This is a genomic window from Pseudomonas sp. 14A, assembly GCF_018132745.1.
GTDB lineage: Bacteria > Pseudomonadota > Gammaproteobacteria > Pseudomonadales > Pseudomonadaceae > Aquipseudomonas > Aquipseudomonas mercuritolerans.
Window position 1 is genome coordinate 355,971 of the sequence record NZ_JAGRQJ010000018.1, and the last position, 15,410, is coordinate 371,380.

Annotated in this window: 12 protein-coding genes; 5 read left to right on the forward strand and 7 right to left on the reverse strand. The window is 60.7% G+C overall.

Annotated elements, in window-relative coordinates:
- Window positions 1–22: 22 nt before the first annotated feature.
- The 3 genes from ssuE to PS14A_RS24220 all read right to left on the reverse strand — a co-directional run bounded on the left by ssuE (window position 23) and on the right by PS14A_RS24220 (window position 3,220).
- Window positions 23–616, reverse strand: coding sequence for an NADPH-dependent FMN reductase (gene ssuE, locus PS14A_RS24210; protein ID WP_212617398.1), 594 nt, complete (start codon window positions 614–616; stop codon window positions 23–25).
- Window positions 617–930: 314 nt separating this feature from the next.
- On the reverse strand, window positions 931–1,569 hold the full coding sequence (locus tag PS14A_RS24215; protein WP_024014725.1) for a peroxiredoxin: 639 nt from the start codon (window positions 1,567–1,569) through the stop codon (window positions 931–933).
- A 292-nt stretch (window positions 1,570–1,861) separates the two neighbouring features.
- Window positions 1,862–3,220 (reverse strand): OprD family porin, encoded by a 1,359-nt coding sequence (locus PS14A_RS24220; RefSeq protein ID WP_137214357.1) that lies wholly within the window; start codon window positions 3,218–3,220, stop codon window positions 1,862–1,864.
- A gap of 364 nt (window positions 3,221–3,584) precedes the next feature.
- On the opposite strand from PS14A_RS24220, the gene tauA reads away from it, so the two are divergent.
- Entirely contained in the window at window positions 3,585–4,574 is a 990-nt protein-coding gene (tauA, locus tag PS14A_RS24225) for a taurine ABC transporter substrate-binding protein (RefSeq protein ID WP_212617587.1), read from the forward strand.
- Window positions 4,575–4,711: 137 nt separating this feature from the next.
- Here the strand turns inward: tauA and argA are convergent, their stop codons facing one another.
- Window positions 4,712–6,013 carry an amino-acid N-acetyltransferase gene (gene argA / locus PS14A_RS24230; RefSeq protein WP_016772647.1) on the reverse strand — a complete coding sequence of 434 codons (1,302 nt, stop codon included), beginning with the start codon at window positions 6,011–6,013 and terminating at the stop codon, window positions 4,712–4,714.
- 256 nt (window positions 6,014–6,269) lie between these two features.
- Entirely contained in the window at window positions 6,270–7,415 is a 1,146-nt protein-coding gene (argE, locus tag PS14A_RS24235; RefSeq protein WP_137214359.1) for an acetylornithine deacetylase, read from the reverse strand.
- 156 nt (window positions 7,416–7,571) lie between these two features.
- Between argE and PS14A_RS24240 the strand changes: the two genes are divergently transcribed.
- Window positions 7,572–8,942, forward strand: coding sequence for a CYTH domain-containing protein (locus PS14A_RS24240; RefSeq protein ID WP_039757448.1), 1,371 nt, complete (start codon window positions 7,572–7,574; stop codon window positions 8,940–8,942).
- A gap of 157 nt (window positions 8,943–9,099) precedes the next feature.
- Here PS14A_RS24240 and PS14A_RS24245 read toward each other — a convergent pair whose 3' ends face one another.
- Entirely contained in the window at window positions 9,100–9,564 is a 465-nt protein-coding gene (locus PS14A_RS24245; RefSeq protein ID WP_024014730.1) for an Lrp/AsnC family transcriptional regulator, read from the reverse strand.
- Window positions 9,565–9,690: 126 nt separating this feature from the next.
- On the opposite strand from PS14A_RS24245, the gene PS14A_RS24250 reads away from it, so the two are divergent.
- The 3 genes from PS14A_RS24250 (at window position 9,691) to PS14A_RS24260 (ending at window position 12,291) form a co-directional block, all read left to right on the forward strand.
- Window positions 9,691–10,029 carry a hypothetical protein gene (locus tag PS14A_RS24250; RefSeq protein WP_212617399.1) on the forward strand — a complete coding sequence of 113 codons (339 nt, stop codon included), beginning with the start codon at window positions 9,691–9,693 and terminating at the stop codon, window positions 10,027–10,029.
- A 92-nt stretch (window positions 10,030–10,121) separates the two neighbouring features.
- Window positions 10,122–11,906: a GspE/PulE family protein gene (locus tag PS14A_RS24255; RefSeq protein ID WP_024014732.1), complete on the forward strand. Its 1,785-nt coding sequence runs from the start codon at window positions 10,122–10,124 to the stop codon at window positions 11,904–11,906.
- 64 nt (window positions 11,907–11,970) lie between these two features.
- Window positions 11,971–12,291, forward strand: a complete 321-nt coding sequence (locus PS14A_RS24260) for a DUF2388 domain-containing protein (RefSeq protein ID WP_172667868.1) — start codon at window positions 11,971–11,973, stop codon at window positions 12,289–12,291.
- Window positions 12,292–12,477: 186 nt separating this feature from the next.
- Here the strand turns inward: PS14A_RS24260 and gcvP are convergent, their stop codons facing one another.
- Entirely contained in the window at window positions 12,478–15,351 is a 2,874-nt protein-coding gene (gene gcvP / locus PS14A_RS24265; protein WP_212617400.1) for an aminomethyl-transferring glycine dehydrogenase, read from the reverse strand.
- Window positions 15,352–15,410 lie beyond the last annotated feature (59 nt).

Genomic DNA, 15,410 nt, shown 5'->3' on the forward strand with positions numbered 1-15,410 from the left:
GTACTTCAAATTTCGATGGGACTTAAATGCTCCAGCGAGCACTCAACAAACGTTCGTTCAACAGGCCCGGCTCCAGCGGTTTCGGCCGGCGCGCCATGGCGCCGATGAACTGGTCCAGGGCCTCGTGTAACCGTTGCTCGAGGGCCGACGCCAGTTGCGCGGCGGCACTGCCTTCGCCGTAAGCGATCTGGCTGTCCTCGGCGAAAATGCCCTGAAGCATTTCCTGCGCTTTGAGTGCCGACAGCACAGGCTTGAGCGCGTAATCGACCACCAGCATGTGGGCAATGCTGCCGCCGGTAGCCATCGGCAAGACAATCTTGTGATTCAAGGCACGCTCGGGGAGCAGATCCAGCAGGGTCTTCAGCGCTCCGGAAAACGAGGCCTTGTACACCGGCGTGGCGATCAGCAGGCCATCGGCGTTTGCGATCTGTTGCAGCAGGTCGAGGACCTTCGGGCTGTCGAAGCGCGCGTGGAGCAGATCCTCGGCCGGGAAGTCCCGCACCTGATAACTCACCACTTCCACCCCTTGCTGTTGCAACCAGCGTTGCGAGCGCTCCAGCAGCACCCCGGAACGGGAGCGCAGGCTGGGGCTGCCACCGAGTGAGACGACCAGCATTGCAGATTCCTTTAAGCGTTACAGGCGATTCGCAGGCTGCGATCTCGCTTCAATGGCAGTGACCTTACCAGCTGATTTATATATCCATAAATCATATTTATTCATTTGGTTATGCGTTTAAGAGATATACCGCTGAGCAGAAGCCAGGCGAAAAAAAGGCCGTCGAAACGGCCGAAATTCCCCTGCGTTGTGATTTTGGATTCTCAAGTGCCTGGGCTGACGCCTTCGCGAGCAGGCTCGCTCCCACAGGGGAATGCATTGCAAATGTGGGAGCGAGCCTGCTCGCGAAAGCGGCAGTGACGACACCGCAAATCTTATTTGTTCGGCTGCGGCGTCAGGCGCAGGTACGGCTTCACCGCGCGATAGCCTTTCGGGAAGCGCTGCTTGATCTCGTCCTCATCCTTGAGCGACGGCACGATCACCACCTCTTCACCGTCCTGCCAGTTGGCCGGGGTGGCCACCTTGTAATTGTCGGTGAGCTGCAGCGAGTCGATCACCCGCAGGATCTCGTGGAAATTGCGCCCGGTGCTCGCCGGGTAGGTAATGGTCAGGCGGATCTTCTTGTTCGGATCGATGACGAACAGTGAACGTACGGTCAGGGTGTCATTGGCATTCGGGTGGATCAGGTCGTAGAGATCGGAGACCTTGCGATCGGCATCGGCCAGGATCGGGAAATTGACGATAGTGTTCTGGGTTTCGTTGATGTCCTCGATCCACTTGTGGTGCGAGTCCACCGGGTCGACCGACAGCGCGATGGCCTTGACGCCACGCTGGCTGAATTCATCCTTGAGCTTGGCGGTGAAGCCCAGCTCGGTGGTGCACACCGGTGTGAAGTCCGCCGGATGGGAAAACAGCACGCCCCAGCTATCGCCCAGCCATTCGTGGAAACGAATCTTGCCGGCGCTGGAGTCCTGTTCGAAATCGGGGGCGATGTCGCCGAGTCTGAGGCTCATGGTGCTGCTCCTGATGAGGGATGGGAGACAACAACTGTAGCTCGGGATCAATCAGTGTGAAAAAGAATAAATAACTAGATATCTAGATCATTAGTGAATATTAAACATCTGTTCATTGGACACCAGACGGCATCGCGACGAACATCCAACACAAGGTTCGAGAAGGCCTTGAGTTGCAGCAAAGAGGGAAATCGAGAAAGGCTTACGGGGGTGAGCCTGACTCGAAACGCAAAAGCCCCGCCCGGCGCGATGCCGGACGGGGCTTTTTTTTGCTTCAGTTGCTCAAGCGCTATTACAACAGCGGGATCGAGTAGCTGAGGATCAGGCGGTTTTCGTCCTGGTCGCGTTGACCAGCGATGTCGGTGCGCCAGGTAGCGTTTTTCCACATCACGCCGACGTTCTTCAACGGGCCTTCCGGAACAACGTACGCCACGGTCAGATCGCGTTCCCACTCGGAAGCGCCATTGGAGGTTTGCACACGGCTCGCGTAGGTATCGACGTTGTCGCCACGCAGGTAAACCATGCCTGCGGTCAGGCCAGGCACGCCAACCTTGGCGAAGTCATAGGAGTAACGTGCTTGCCAGGTGCGCTCGCCGGCACGGTTGAACTTCTGGATCTGCATGTCGGTGATGGTGTAGTTCGACGAACCATCGCCCTGGTTCAGCCAAGGGAAGTCGCTGCTACCGTTGGAAACCTGGTAACCGCCACCGAAGGTATGACCAGCAACGGTGTACAGGAACAAGCCGCTGTACAGATTGTTGTCGACCTTGCCTTTGCCGTTACCCAGCGAACTGTTGCCGTAGGCACCGTTGCTGAAATAGGCAGATTCATCGCCATTACGACCGTCGTCGGAGCTATTGAAGTAACGGAAGTCGGACTTCAGCACGCCAGGGCCGATCGACCAGTTATGCACCAGACCCAGGAAATGCTGCTTGTAGAAGTTTTCCAGGTTGCCGTAGTAGTACTGGGCCGTCAGGTCTTTGGTGATCTTGTAATCGCCACCGGCATAGATGAACTTGTTGCTGTTCGCGGTGCGCGCGTTTGCACCACCGATGGACAGCTGTTCATTGTTGCTGGAGTTACGACCTTTCACGTGCTCGATCTGGCCACCGACCAGAGTCAGGTCCTTGATCTCGCCGGAGGTGATCTGGCCACCCTGCCAGGTTTGCGGCAACAGACGACCATCGTTGGTGACGATGACCGGGTTCTTCGGCTGCAGAGTACCCAGCTTCAGTTCGGTCTGGGAGATCTTGGCCTTGGCCGTCAGACCCAGGCTGGAGAAGTTATCAACAGCTTCGCCATTGGATTCGCTTGGGAAAACAGTGCCGCCGTAAGCAGTGCCTGGGCCACCGCCGGAGGCAACGTTACCGTTGGTGCCGCCGCCCGAATCCAGACGTACGCCCAACAGGCCGATGGCATCGATACCGAAGCCGACAGTGCCTTGGGTGTAGCCGGAAATGAAACGCAGATCGAAGCCTTGGCCCCATTCTTCGTTGCGACTTGGTTCGGCGTTGCCGTTACGGTTATCAGTGTTGATATAGAAGTTACGCAGACCCAGAGTAGCCTTGCTGTCTTCGATGAAACCGGCGGCGCCTGCCTGCTGCGCCATAACCCCAACGGCCACAGCCAGGGCCAAGGTGGACTTGTTCATGTATCGCTCCTCTCGTTCTAATTCTTGTGTTCCTGGTTCGGGGTCGATTTGCCCTGAATCCTAAGATTCGCGATTAGCGCCAGACCGTGACTGCCAAGTCAATCGTAACCTTGTATGTCTACGACCATCGTCTAATCGCTAGTGATTTGGTCCCTGCAGCGTAAAGACTTCCTGATAATCCCAAAAAGAATTTATTCATTCTTTTTCATACCATTCGGGTATATGGCCCATTAATGGCCATACGCGCCGGGAAACAGCGTATCGGCGCCTAAGCTCATTCCTAAATGGTATTTGTTGACCTTTTTTTAGATCGATTAGCTTTGCCGTACTCCCAACACGGCAAATCCCATCGAAAAGGCGACGCATCATGGCGAAACGCGCACTATCAAGTCAATTTGTTACAGTTTGTGTGTCGGCACTGTTTTGTTTTTCCGCACAGGCCGCCGGTCTGACTGTGGGCTATCAAACCGGCATCGACCCGAGCAAGGTGCCGCAGGCCGATGGCGTCTACGAAAAAACCATTGGCGAGAAGATCGACTGGCGCCGCTTCAACAGCGGCCCGGAAGTCGTCACAGCCATTGCCTCCGGCGACGTGCAGATCGGCAACCTCGGCTCCAGCCCTCTGGCTGCGGCGGCCTCACGTAATCTGCCCATCGTGGCGTTCATTGTTTCGGCGCAGATCAATGCCGCCGAAGCCCTGGTGGTGCGCAACGGCAGCGGCATCGACACGCCGCAGGACCTGATCGGCAAGACCATCGCCACGCCGTTCGTGTCGACCTCGCACTACAGTCTGCTTGGGGCGCTGAAGCACTGGGGCCTGAATACTTCGCAAGTCAAAGTGGTCAACCTGCAACCGGCGGAAATCGCCGCCGCGTGGAAGCGTGGCGACATCGACGGGGCGTTTGTCTGGTCGCCGGCGCTAGGCGAGATCCGCAAGACCGGCAAGACCCTGACCGACGCCGCCCAGGTCGGCCAGTGGGGTGCGCCGACCTTTGAGGTATGGGTAGCGCGCAAGGATTTTGCCGAGAAGCATCCCGAGGTCGTGGCCAGGTTTGCCAGGGTCACCCTGGAGTCGTTCGCTCATTACGCCGCACACAAAGACAGCTGGACGGCCGACTCGGTGCCTGTGCAGAAAATCGCCAAACTGACCGGTGCCAACGCGGCAGATGTGCCGGAACTGCTGGCCGGTTCGGCGTTCCCGGATGCCAAGGCGCAGCAAAGCACGGCGCTGCTGGACGGCGGCACCGCCAAGGCCATTGCCGAAACGGCGAAATTCCTGAAGGAACAGGGCAAGGTCGAGACGGTGCTGGCGGATTATTCGCCGTACGTCAGCGCCAAATTCATCACTGACTGAATGCAACCCCGTGGCGAGGGGATTTATCCCCGCTGGACTGCGCAGCAGTCCCCTTGCGTTTCCAAGTGAAAACATAGGGGGCCGCTATGCGACCCAGCGGGGATAAATCCCCTCGCCACAGGACACCTCGCTGTTGTTCAGAGGGTCTTTTCGAAGATCTTCGAATTACGCTGATAGTTGTACAACGACGCCCGAGCCGCTGGCAGGCGTTCGACGCTGCTTGGCTCGAACCCGCGCTCGCGGAACCAGTGCGCAGTGCGCGTAGTGAGTACGAACAGGGTTTTCAGACCCTGCGCCCGCGCCCGGGTCTCGATGCGTTCGAGCAATTCGTCGCCCCGACCGCCGTGGCGGTATTCCGGGTTCACCGCCAGACACGCCAGCTCGCCGGCATCGGAATCGGCAATCTGATACAGCGCCGCACAGGCGATGATCATCCCTTCACGCTCGACCACGCTGAACTGCTCGATCTCGCGCTCCAGCACTTCCCGCGAACGGCGCACCAGAATGCCCTGCTCTTCCAGCGGACTGATCAGGTCGAGCAGGCCACCGACGTCTTCAATCGCCGCCTCGCGCACCAGTTCGAACTGCTCCTGCGCCACCAGCGTACCGCCACCGTCACGGGTGAACAGTTCGGTCAGCAGTGCGCCGTCTTCGGCGTAACTGACAATATGACTGCGCGCCACGCCGCCACGGCAGGCTTCGGCGGCGGCATCGAGCAACTCCGCTTGATAGTTGCTCATGCCCAGACGCTGCAAATGTGCCGGCACTTGCTGCGGGCGCAGTTCGCGCACCAGTTTGCCGTTCTCGTCGATCAGGCCGAGCTCGGCGCCGAACAACAGCAGCTTGTCCGCGCCCAGATCAATCGCGGCGCGGGTGGCGACATCTTCGCAGGCGAGGTTGAAGATTTCGCCGGTCGGCGAATAGCCCAGCGGCGACAGCAATACGATCGAGCGTTCATCGAGCAGGCGATTGATGCCCTTGCGGTCAACCCGCCGCACTTCACCGGTGTGGTGATAGTCGACACCTTCCAGCACACCGATCGGCCGCGCGGTGACGAGGTTGCCGCTGGCCACGCGCAGGCGCGAGCCCTGCATCGGCGACGAAGCCATGTCCATCGACAGGCGCGCTTCGATGGCGATGCGTAACTGGCCGACCGCATCGATCACACATTCCAGGGTCGCGGCATCGGTGATGCGCATGCCGTGATGGTAATGCGGGGTCAGGCCACGGGCGGCGAGGCGGGTTTCGATTTGCGGGCGCGAGCCGTGCACCAGCACCAGACGCACGCCCAGACTGTGCAGCAAGACCAGGTCGTGGACGATGTTGCCGAAATTCGGATGCTCGACGCCGTCGCCGGGCAGCATGACGACGAAGGTGCAATCGCGGTGGGCATTGATGTAAGGGGACGCGTGGCGAAGCCAATTGACGTATTCGGGCATGAACCTGGGCCTGTAATAAAGAGCAGCCGAAAAAAGGGGCGAAACGAAAAACGCACAGCGGGCTGATGGTTATCGTCGGAACAGGCTTGGCGACACGCGCGCTCTCCTCATGAATACGGGTTGGATACCCGCTAATTTAACTGTGCCCTGTAGGAGCTGCCGAAGGCTGCGATCTTTTGATGTTGCTTTGAAGATCAAGATCAAAAGATCGTCCGAACGCGGCCCGAGCCTTCGGCAGCACCTACAGGGCATGCGTTCAATCCTTCAGGCAGTAATGTTCAATCAACTGCCGAATCAGATGCACGGTAGGCTGCAAACGTGACATTTCAAGGTACTCGCCGGGTTGATGCGCGCAGGCAATGTCGCCGGGGCCGAGGACGATGGTTTCGCAGCCGAGGCGCTGAAGATAAGGCGCTTCGGTGCCGAACGCTACTGCTTCGGCGCGATGGCCGGTGAGCTTTTCAGCGATGCGCACCAGTTCGGCATCCTCGGACTGTTCGAACGGCGGCACTTCCGGGAACAGCGGCTTGTAGTCGATCTTCACCTTATGCCGCTCGGCCACCGGGTTGAGCTTGCGCAGGATTTCCGTGCGCAGCAGATTCGGGTCCATGCCCGGCAGCGGCCGCAGGTCGAACTCCAGCGAACACTGGCCGCAGATGCGATTGGGGTTGTCGCCACCATGGATGCAGCCGAAGTTCATCGTCGGTTGCGGCACGCTGAATTGTGGATTGCTGAATTCGCGCTGCCACAACAGGCGCAGGCCGCGCAGTTCGCCGATGGCATCGTGCATCGCTTCAAGGGCGCTGTGGCCCAGACGCGGATCAGACGAGTGGCCGCTCTGCCCGAGGATGTCGATGCGCTCCATCATGATGCCTTTGTGCATGCGGATCGGCTTGAGCCCGGTAGGCTCACCGATCACCGCCGCGCGGCCCAACGGTTGCCCGGCCTCGGCCAGCGCGCGGGCGCCGGACATCGAGCTTTCTTCGTCGCAGGTGGCGAGGATCAGCAGCGGTTGCTTGAACGGCTGATCGAGCAGCGGCCGTACGGCTTCGATGATCAGCGCGAAGAAGCCCTTCATGTCGCAGCTGCCCAGCCCGACCCAGCGGCCATCGACTTCAGTGAGCTTCAGCGGGTCGGTCTGCCACAACGCGTCGTCATAAGGCACGGTGTCGCTGTGCCCGGCCAGCACCAGGCCGCCGGGGCCGCTGCCGATACTGGCGAGCAGATTGAATTTGCCGGGGCTGACCTGCTGGATATCGCAGCTGAAACCCAGGTCACCGAGCCAGCCAGCGAGCAGATCAATGACGGCGCGGTTGGACTGGTCCAGGTTCGGTTGGGTACAGCTGACCGATGGCGCGGCAATCAGCGCGGCGAACTGGTCTTGCATGGACGGCAATGGCATCACTGACTCCAGGTCCCGGATTGAGGCCCACTATAGAACCATCCGGCGCGCGGAATAAACCGCCGCAGGGCGTAGGAAGTTTGACTCCTGTACACTGCACGGCCTTGGCAGCCACCCATTCCCCCGGCTGCGCTCCCGATTCTGGATGTTCCGGCCATGCAAAAAGAAACTGAAATCAAACTCCGCGTCAGCCGCGAAACCCTCGCAGCCCTGCGCGAGCACCCGCTGCTGAAGAAACGCAACAAAAGTGGCTGGGAACGCCGTGAGTTGATGAACCAGTACTTCGACACCCCCGAGCGCGACCTCGCCCAGGCCAAAGTCGCCCTGCGCCTGCGCAAGGACGGTGACGAAGTGATTCAGACCCTCAAGACCCGTGGCCAAAGCGTCGCCGGTCTGTCCGAGCGTAACGAGTACGACTGGAAACTCCCGAAAGCCAAGCTCGACGTAAAGAAACTCGACGGCGAATGCTGGCCCGAGGCACTGGCCGAGCTGGACAAGAAAACCCTCAAGCCGATCTTCACCACCGATTTCGTTCGCGAGCGCGCCGAAATCGCTTGGGGGCGTGGCAAGACCAAAGTGGTCATCGAAGCCGCGCTGGACCTCGGTCACGTCGTGGTCGGCAAGCAGAAGGAAGAAATCTGCGAGCTGGAACTGGAACTGCGCGAAGGCGAGCCTGCCGCGCTGCTGGAACTGGCTGCCGAACTGGCCGAAACCCTGGCGCTGATGCCGTGCGATATCAGCAAGGCTGAGCGCGGTTATCGTCTGCACGACGCCAACAGCTACTCGCTGAGCCTGCCGGCGCCGCAACTGACTACCGAAACCCGCCTCGACGACGCCTTCGCCGCATTGAGCTGGCATTTGCTCGGCAGCAGCCAGCGTCTGGCCGAACAATATCGTTTCAACGGCCACTGGCGCCTGTTGCAGGACTGGGTCGAGAACCTTGCGGAAATGCGCGCCCTGCTCAGCAGCCTCGGCCAGGCCGCGCCGCGTCAATCGACTCACGACCTGCGCGTGGCCCTTGATGCCTTGCTGGAAGACTGGCGTCCGCTGGTACAGGTCGGCATCGAAGACGAAGACGTGCGCAAGGCCGCGCCGGAGCAGTTCCTCGAAGAGCTGGAAGACCCGCGCTGGGGCCAGTTCTCGCTGAACGCTTCACGCTGGCTGTTGGCCCGCACCTGGACCGCCGACCGCAACACCCGTGGCAACCGTCAGGGTGACGCGCAACTGCACAGCTGGCTGCCGCGTCTGTTGGGCGAAGAAGCCACCGCTCTGCAGCTGCAACGCTATCAGCAGCAACCGGAAGACCTCGCCGAGCAACTGCCGCGTATCGAACGCATTCAGGTCTGGTTGCACCACGCGCGCAACGTGCTGGACATCCCGGAAATGGATCGCCTGTACGGTGAGCTGAACAAACTGGCGCAACTGGCCAACGAGCCGACCATCACCGACGAACTGCTCGATGCGCGCAAGCATCAGGCGATTGCGGTGTACCAGAACCGCGCCTGGAAAATCCTTCTGCGCATGTGATGCCCCTGTGGCGAGGGGATTCATCCCCGCTGGGTCGCAAAGCGGCCCCGCTCTTGAAAAAGCGGGGACTGCTGCGCAGTCCATCGGGGATAAATCCCCTCGCCACAGTAAATACCCCCGCCACAGTAAAATTCCCTCGCCACAAAGGCCATCCGCACTAGACCGGCAGGCTGGTGGTGGACTTGATCTCCGACAGCGCCACGATCGAATTCACTTCCTGTATCCCCGGGACCAGCGACAGCTTCTCGAAGAAGAATCGCTCGTACGCCTCGATGTCCGCCGCGACAATGCGCAGCATGAAATCCACCGCGCCCATCAGCACATAACACTCCAGCACTTCCGGAAAGCCGCGGATCGCCTCGGTGAACTCAGTGAAATTCGAACGCCCGTGAGCGTTGAGTTTGATCTCGGCGAAGATCTGCGTGTTCAGGCCGATCTTCTTGCGATCCAGCAAGGTCACCTGACCGCGAATGATGCCCTCCTCCTTCATCCGCTGAATCCGCCGCCAGCACGGCGATTGCGACAGGCCCACCTGCTCGGCGATCTGCGCGCTCGACAGCGAAGCGTCTTCCTGGAGCAAGGCGAGAATCTTGCGGTCGTAGGCGTCCAGCTCGCTGTGCATAAAAAATCCTCAAAGATCGACTTCAGCGAATCATATCTTTCGATATTTCGCTTTGGACGCCGATCATAGCCAAGAAATACCCCACGCCGAATGTAAAAATTTCTCCAGTGACTTTGGAGACTCGCCATGCCGCACCTTGAAGCCGTGAACAGCCCCGCCGCCCGCGCTGATGTCTGGAACGTCAATAACGCCCACTGCCGGGCGCAGTACCAGATCCTCGCCGAGGCGGAGCCGGATCTGCTGGTGCGGGTGCTGAATCTGTTCGCCTTGCAGTTTCTGACGCCGGAGCAAGTGAGCGTCCAGCGCCAGGACGATCTGCTGTCGATCGATCTGCTCATGACCGGCCTGAGCTGGCATCGTGCGCAAGTGATCGCGGAAAAACTGCGCAACCTGATCAGCGTCTGCGCGGTGGACCTGCACAACGCCGACGCGGCGTGGCAAGCGCCCGCACAGGCTGCCGGCTGACAAATCCGGCAACGGCTTCGTCGGGTAGTGGCCCAACGGTCAGCGGGGCCACGACTATCCTTTTGCGCATGACGCTTAAAAAGGAAAGCCGCATGTCCGTTCAATTTGTCACTCAGGACCGCTGGCTGGACCTCAATGATGTGTTACGGGAACTGGTCGCCCAAGGCTTCATCTGCCAGGACGCGGCGGAACAGGCGCTCAATGCCCGCCGTCGCCATGCTGCTCACGGGCAGATGCATCCGCTGGAATTCATCGCCAGCCAGCAACTCGACGACCTCAGCCGTCCGGGCAAACATCTGGATCTGGAAAGCCTGACCCTGTGGCTGGCGCAACAGGCCGGTCAGCCGTATTTGCGCATTGATCCGCTGAAAATCAATGTCGCGGCGATCACGCCGCTGATGTCCTATGCCTTCGCCCAGCGCCACAAGATTCTCGCCGTCGCCGTGGACCGCGACTCGGTCACCGTGGCCAGCGCTCAGCCCTACGTCAGCGGTTGGGAAGCTGACCTGACCCACGTATTGAAGCTGCCGATCAAACGGGTCGTGGCCAACCCGGTCGACATCCAGCGCTTCAGCGTCGAGTTTTTCCGGCTGGCCAAATCGGTCAGCGGCGCCAGCAATGCCGACGCCCAGGGCGGCAATCTCGGCAATTTCGAACAACTGCTCAATCTCGGTGCCAGCGATCAGGAGCCGGACGCCAACGACGCGCACATCGTCAACATCGTCGACTGGCTGTTCCAGTACGCCTTCCAGCAGCGCGCCAGCGATATCCACATCGAACCGCGCCGTGAGCACGGCACCGTGCGCTTTCGCATCGACGGCGTGCTGCACAACGTCTATCAATTCCCGCCGCAGGTGACCATGGCGATCGTCAGCCGCCTGAAAAGCCTTGGCCGCATGAACGTCGCGGAAAAGCGCAAACCCCAGGATGGCCGGGTCAAGACCAAGACCCCGGACGGCGGCGAAGTGGAGCTGCGGCTATCGACCTTGCCGACAGCGTTCGGCGAAAAAATGGTCATGCGGATTTTCGACCCGGAAGTGCTGCTGAAGAATTTCGACCAGTTGGGTTTCAGCGCCGACGACCTGCGCCGCTGGCAGGACATGACCCGCCAGCCCAACGGCATCATTCTGGTCACCGGGCCGACCGGTTCGGGCAAGACCACGACCCTGTACACCACGCTGAAAAAACTGGCGACGCCGGAGGTCAACCTCTGCACCATCGAAGATCCGATCGAAATGGTCGAGCCGGCCTTCAACCAGATGCAGGTGCAGCACAACATTGAGCTGACTTTCGCCGCCGGGGTGCGCGCGCTGATGCGGCAGGACCCGGACATCATCATGATCGGCGAGATCCGCGATCTGGAAACGGCCGAAATGGCGATTCAGGCCGCGCTCACCGGGCACTTGGTTCTGTCGACGCTGCACACCAACGACGCGCCAAGCGCCATCAGCCGTTTGCTCGAACTGGGCGTGCCGCATTACCTGATCAAAGCCACCGTGCTCGGCGTCATGGCTCAGCGTCTGGTGCGCACCTTGTGCCCGCATTGCAAGGCGCCGCTGACGCTCGAGGATGAAGACTGGCAAACCCTGACCCGGCCCTGGCAAGCGCCACTGCCGAGCAATGCGCAACGGGCGATCGGGTGCCTGGAATGCCGCGATACCGGTTATCGCGGCCGCGCCGGGGTCTACGAAATCATGCAACTGAGTGACAGCCTCAAGGCGCTGATCACCCCGGATACCGACCTCACCGCGATCCGCCGCCAGGCCTTCAAGGAAGGCATGCGCAGCCTGCGCCTGTCCGGCGCGCAGAAAGTTGCGGCGGGGCTGACCACGGTGGAGGAAGTGCTGCGGGTGACACCGCAAAGTGAGTTGAAATGAGTCGGCACGGAACTGGATTGGGGATCGGCTATCCAACGCCGTAGTCAATCCCAGGAGTCACCTCATCATGCGTCTCAAACTCGCTGTCGCCACCTTGGCCCTGCTGTCGCTTCCCGTTGGTTCGGCCATGGCGGACAGCTTTTGGCGTAACGTCATCTCCTCCGGTGCCACCACCGGTTCGACCTACCTGACGTTCAAGGATCACAAGCTGATCGTCGCCGCCCAGGACGACGCCGGCAGCTTCGTCGCCAGCGACGGCGGCATCCGTGGCCCGTACCTGGAAGCAGCCATGCAGAAAGTCCGCGCCGACAACCCGGGCCTGCAGGCTTCGGACATGGAACTGGCGAACGCAATCCTGGCGAAGAACGCCGTGGCTTCCGAGTAAGGCTCGCGCCATGAAAAATGCCGCTCGATCGAGCGGCATTTTTTTGCCCGGATTACCGCCTCACCACCATCCCTTGTGGGAGCGAGCCTGCTCGCGAAAGCGGTGAGCCAGTCACCGAAAATGCTGGCTGGACGATTGCTTTCGCGAGCAGGCTCGCTCCCACACGGACGGTGGTGGATTTAGAGATCAGCGGTAATCCTCCACCGGGACACAGGCGCAATACAGATTGCGATCGCCATAAACGTTATCCACCCGATTCACCGCCGGCCAATATTTGTGCAATCGAGTGTGCGCATCCGGGGTGATGCCCTGTTCGATGCTGTAGGGCCGTTCCCAGATTCCAGTGACATCGGCCAGGGTATGCGGCGCGCGTTTGAGCGGGTTGTCTTCGCCCGGCCAGTTGCCCTTCTGCACTTCATTGATCTCGGCGCGAATGCTCAGCATCGCCGCGATGAAACGGTCGAGTTCTGCCTTGGATTCGCTCTCGGTCGGCTCGACCATCAACGTACCCGGTACCGGGAAGGACATGGTCGGCGCGTGGAAGCCGTAATCCATCAGCCGCTTGGCAACGTCTTCCTCGCTGATGCCGGTCTGCGCCTTCAGTGGGCGCAGATCAAGAATGCACTCATGGGCCACGCGGCCATTGCGCCCGGTGTAGAGCACCGGGAACGCGCCGGATAAATGCTGCGCCAGATAATTCGCCGCCAGAATCGCCACCTCGCTGGCGTCCGCCAGTTGCGGGCCCATCATGGCAATGTACATCCAGCTGATCGGCAGAATGCTCGCACTGCCCCACGGTGCTGCGCTGACTGCGCCGTTCTGTGCCAGCGGTCCGTCAATCGGCACCACCGGATGGTTGGCGACGAACGGCGCCAGATGCGCGCGAACGCCGATCGGGCCCATGCCCGGCCCGCCGCCGCCATGGGGAATGCAAAAGGTCTTGTGCAGATTCATGTGCGACACGTCGGCGCCAATGTCCGCCGGCCTGGCCAGGCCGACCTGGGCATTGAGATTGGCGCCATCCATATACACCTGGCCGCCATGCTGATGGATCACTGCGCAGATTTCGCTGATGCCTTCCTCGTAAACGCCGTGGGTCGACGGATAGGTTGCCATCAGGCACGACAACTTGTTCCCGGCCTCGGCGGCTTTCAGCTGCAAATCATCCAGATCAACGTTGCCCGCCTCATCGCATTCGACAATGACCACACGCATCCCGGCCATCTGCGCCGAGGCCGGGTTGGTGCCGTGGGCCGACGACGGAATCAGGCAGATATCCCGCGCGCCCTCCCCCCGGCTCTCGTGATATTTACGGATCGCCAGGAGCCCGGCGTATTCGCCCTGGGCGCCGGAATTGGGCTGCATGCAGATCGCATCGAAACCAGTGATCGCGCAGAGCCAACGCTCAAGTTCTTCGATCATCAGTGTGTAACCGACAGCCTGCTCCCTCGGCACGAAGGGATGCAGATTGGCGAACTGCGGCCAGGTGATCGGGATCATCTCGCTGGTGGCGTTGAGCTTCATCGTGCACGAGCCCAGCGGGATCATCGATTGGTTGAGCGCCAGATCCTTGTTTTCCAGCTGTTTGAGGTAACGCAGCATCTCGGTTTCGCTGTGGTGAGCGTTGAACACCGGATGGCGCAGGTACGGTGTGCTGCGCTGAAGATGCTCTGGGATTCCACAAGCCATGTCTTCGCCATCCAGCGCATCGACGTTCAAGCCGTGATCAGCCCCGAGCAGCACGTCGAACAGCTTCGCCACGGTGTGCTCATCACAGGTCTCGTCCAGACTCAGACCGACGCGGCCGCGACCAAGAATGCGCAGGTTGATCTGCGCTGCCTGAGCGCTTTCGATGATCGCCGTTTGCGCACCGCCGACCTCCAGCGTCAGCGTGTCGAAGAACTGCTCGTTGAGCCGTTTGATGCCGTTGCGCTCGAGGCCCGCGGCGAGGAGGCAGGTCAGGCGATGCACGCGCTGGGCGATACGTTTCAAGCCCTCGGGGCCGTGATACACCGCATAACAACTGGCGATATTGGCCAGCAGCACCTGCGCGGTGCAGATGTTCGAATTGGCTTTCTCGCGGCGAATATGTTGCTCGCGGGTTTGCAGGGCCATGCGCAGCGCCACGTTGCCGCGAGCATCTTTCGACACACCGATGATCCGCCCCGGAATCGCTCGTTTGTATTCCTCGCGGCTGGCGAAGAACGCCGCGTGCGGGCCGCCATAACCCATCGGCACACCGAAACGCTGGGACGAACCGAGCACCACATCGGCACCCAACTCACCCGGCGGCGTCAGCACCAGCAGGCTGAGCAAATCGGTGGCGACACAGGCCAGCGCCTGTTGCGCGTGCAGGTGGTTGATCAAGGGTTTGAGATCGCGGATTTCGCCGTGGGTGTCGGGGTATTGCAGCAGCGCGCCGAATACCTCGTGCTGCGCCAGGTTATCCACCGCGTCGACGATCAACTCGAAGCCAAAACCTTCGGCGCGGGTCTGTACCACGGAGAGGGTTTGCGGATGGCAGTTTTCATCCACAAAGAACAGATTGCTCTTCGACTTCGCCACGCGCTTGGCCAAAGCCATGGCTTCGGCCGCTGCGGTAGCCTCATCGAGCAGCGAGGCGTTGGCCAGTTCCAGGCCGGTGAGGTCGATGGTCAGTTGCTGAAAATTGAGCAACGCTTCGAGCCGGCCCTGGGCGATCTCTGGTTGATATGGGGTGTACGCGGTGTACCAACCGGGATTTTCCAGCACGTTGCGCAAGATGACGGTCGGCGTGACAGTGCCGTGATAGCCCATGCCGATCAGGCTGGTGAACAGCTGATTCTGCTCGGCATAACCGCGCAGTTTCGCCAGCGCAGTCTGTTCGTCGAGGGCCGGCGGCAGATCCAGTGCGCGATTGAAGCGAATGCCCGGCGGCACGGTCTGCTCGATCAGCTCGGCGCGACTGCCAAGGCCAAGGCTGTCGAGCATCGCCTGCTGCTCGGCGGCATCCGGGCCGAGGTGGCGGCGCAGAAAGGCTTCGGGATCGCGTAACTGGCTCAGGGACGGCGACTGGGACATGACGGGCTCTCCTGGCTGGCGCTTGGCGTCAATCGACACGGTCAAACCAGCATAGCAGT

What these genes read in the sequence shown, in the direction of transcription:
- ssuE (WP_212617398.1), bottom strand. Translation starts at nt 616, where the DNA reads ATGCTGGTCGTCTCACTCGGTGGCAGCCCCAGCCTGCGCTCCCGTTCC.
- PS14A_RS24215 (WP_024014725.1), bottom strand. Translation starts at nt 1,569, where the DNA reads ATGAGCCTCAGACTCGGCGACATCGCCCCCGATTTCGAACAGGACTCC.
- PS14A_RS24220 (WP_137214357.1), bottom strand. Translation starts at nt 3,220, where the DNA reads ATGAACAAGTCCACCTTGGCCCTGGCTGTGGCCGTTGGGGTTATGGCG.
- argA (WP_016772647.1), bottom strand. Translation starts at nt 6,013, where the DNA reads ATGCCCGAATACGTCAATTGGCTTCGCCACGCGTCCCCTTACATCAAT.
- argE (WP_137214359.1), bottom strand. Translation starts at nt 7,415, where the DNA reads ATGCCATTGCCGTCCATGCAAGACCAGTTCGCCGCGCTGATTGCCGCG.
- PS14A_RS24240 (WP_039757448.1), top strand. Translation starts at nt 7,572, where the DNA reads ATGCAAAAAGAAACTGAAATCAAACTCCGCGTCAGCCGCGAAACCCTC.
- PS14A_RS24245 (WP_024014730.1), bottom strand. Translation starts at nt 9,564, where the DNA reads ATGCACAGCGAGCTGGACGCCTACGACCGCAAGATTCTCGCCTTGCTC.
- PS14A_RS24250 (WP_212617399.1), top strand. Translation starts at nt 9,691, where the DNA reads ATGCCGCACCTTGAAGCCGTGAACAGCCCCGCCGCCCGCGCTGATGTC.
- PS14A_RS24255 (WP_024014732.1), top strand. Translation starts at nt 10,122, where the DNA reads ATGTCCGTTCAATTTGTCACTCAGGACCGCTGGCTGGACCTCAATGAT.
- gcvP (WP_212617400.1), bottom strand. Translation starts at nt 15,351, where the DNA reads ATGTCCCAGTCGCCGTCCCTGAGCCAGTTACGCGATCCCGAAGCCTTT.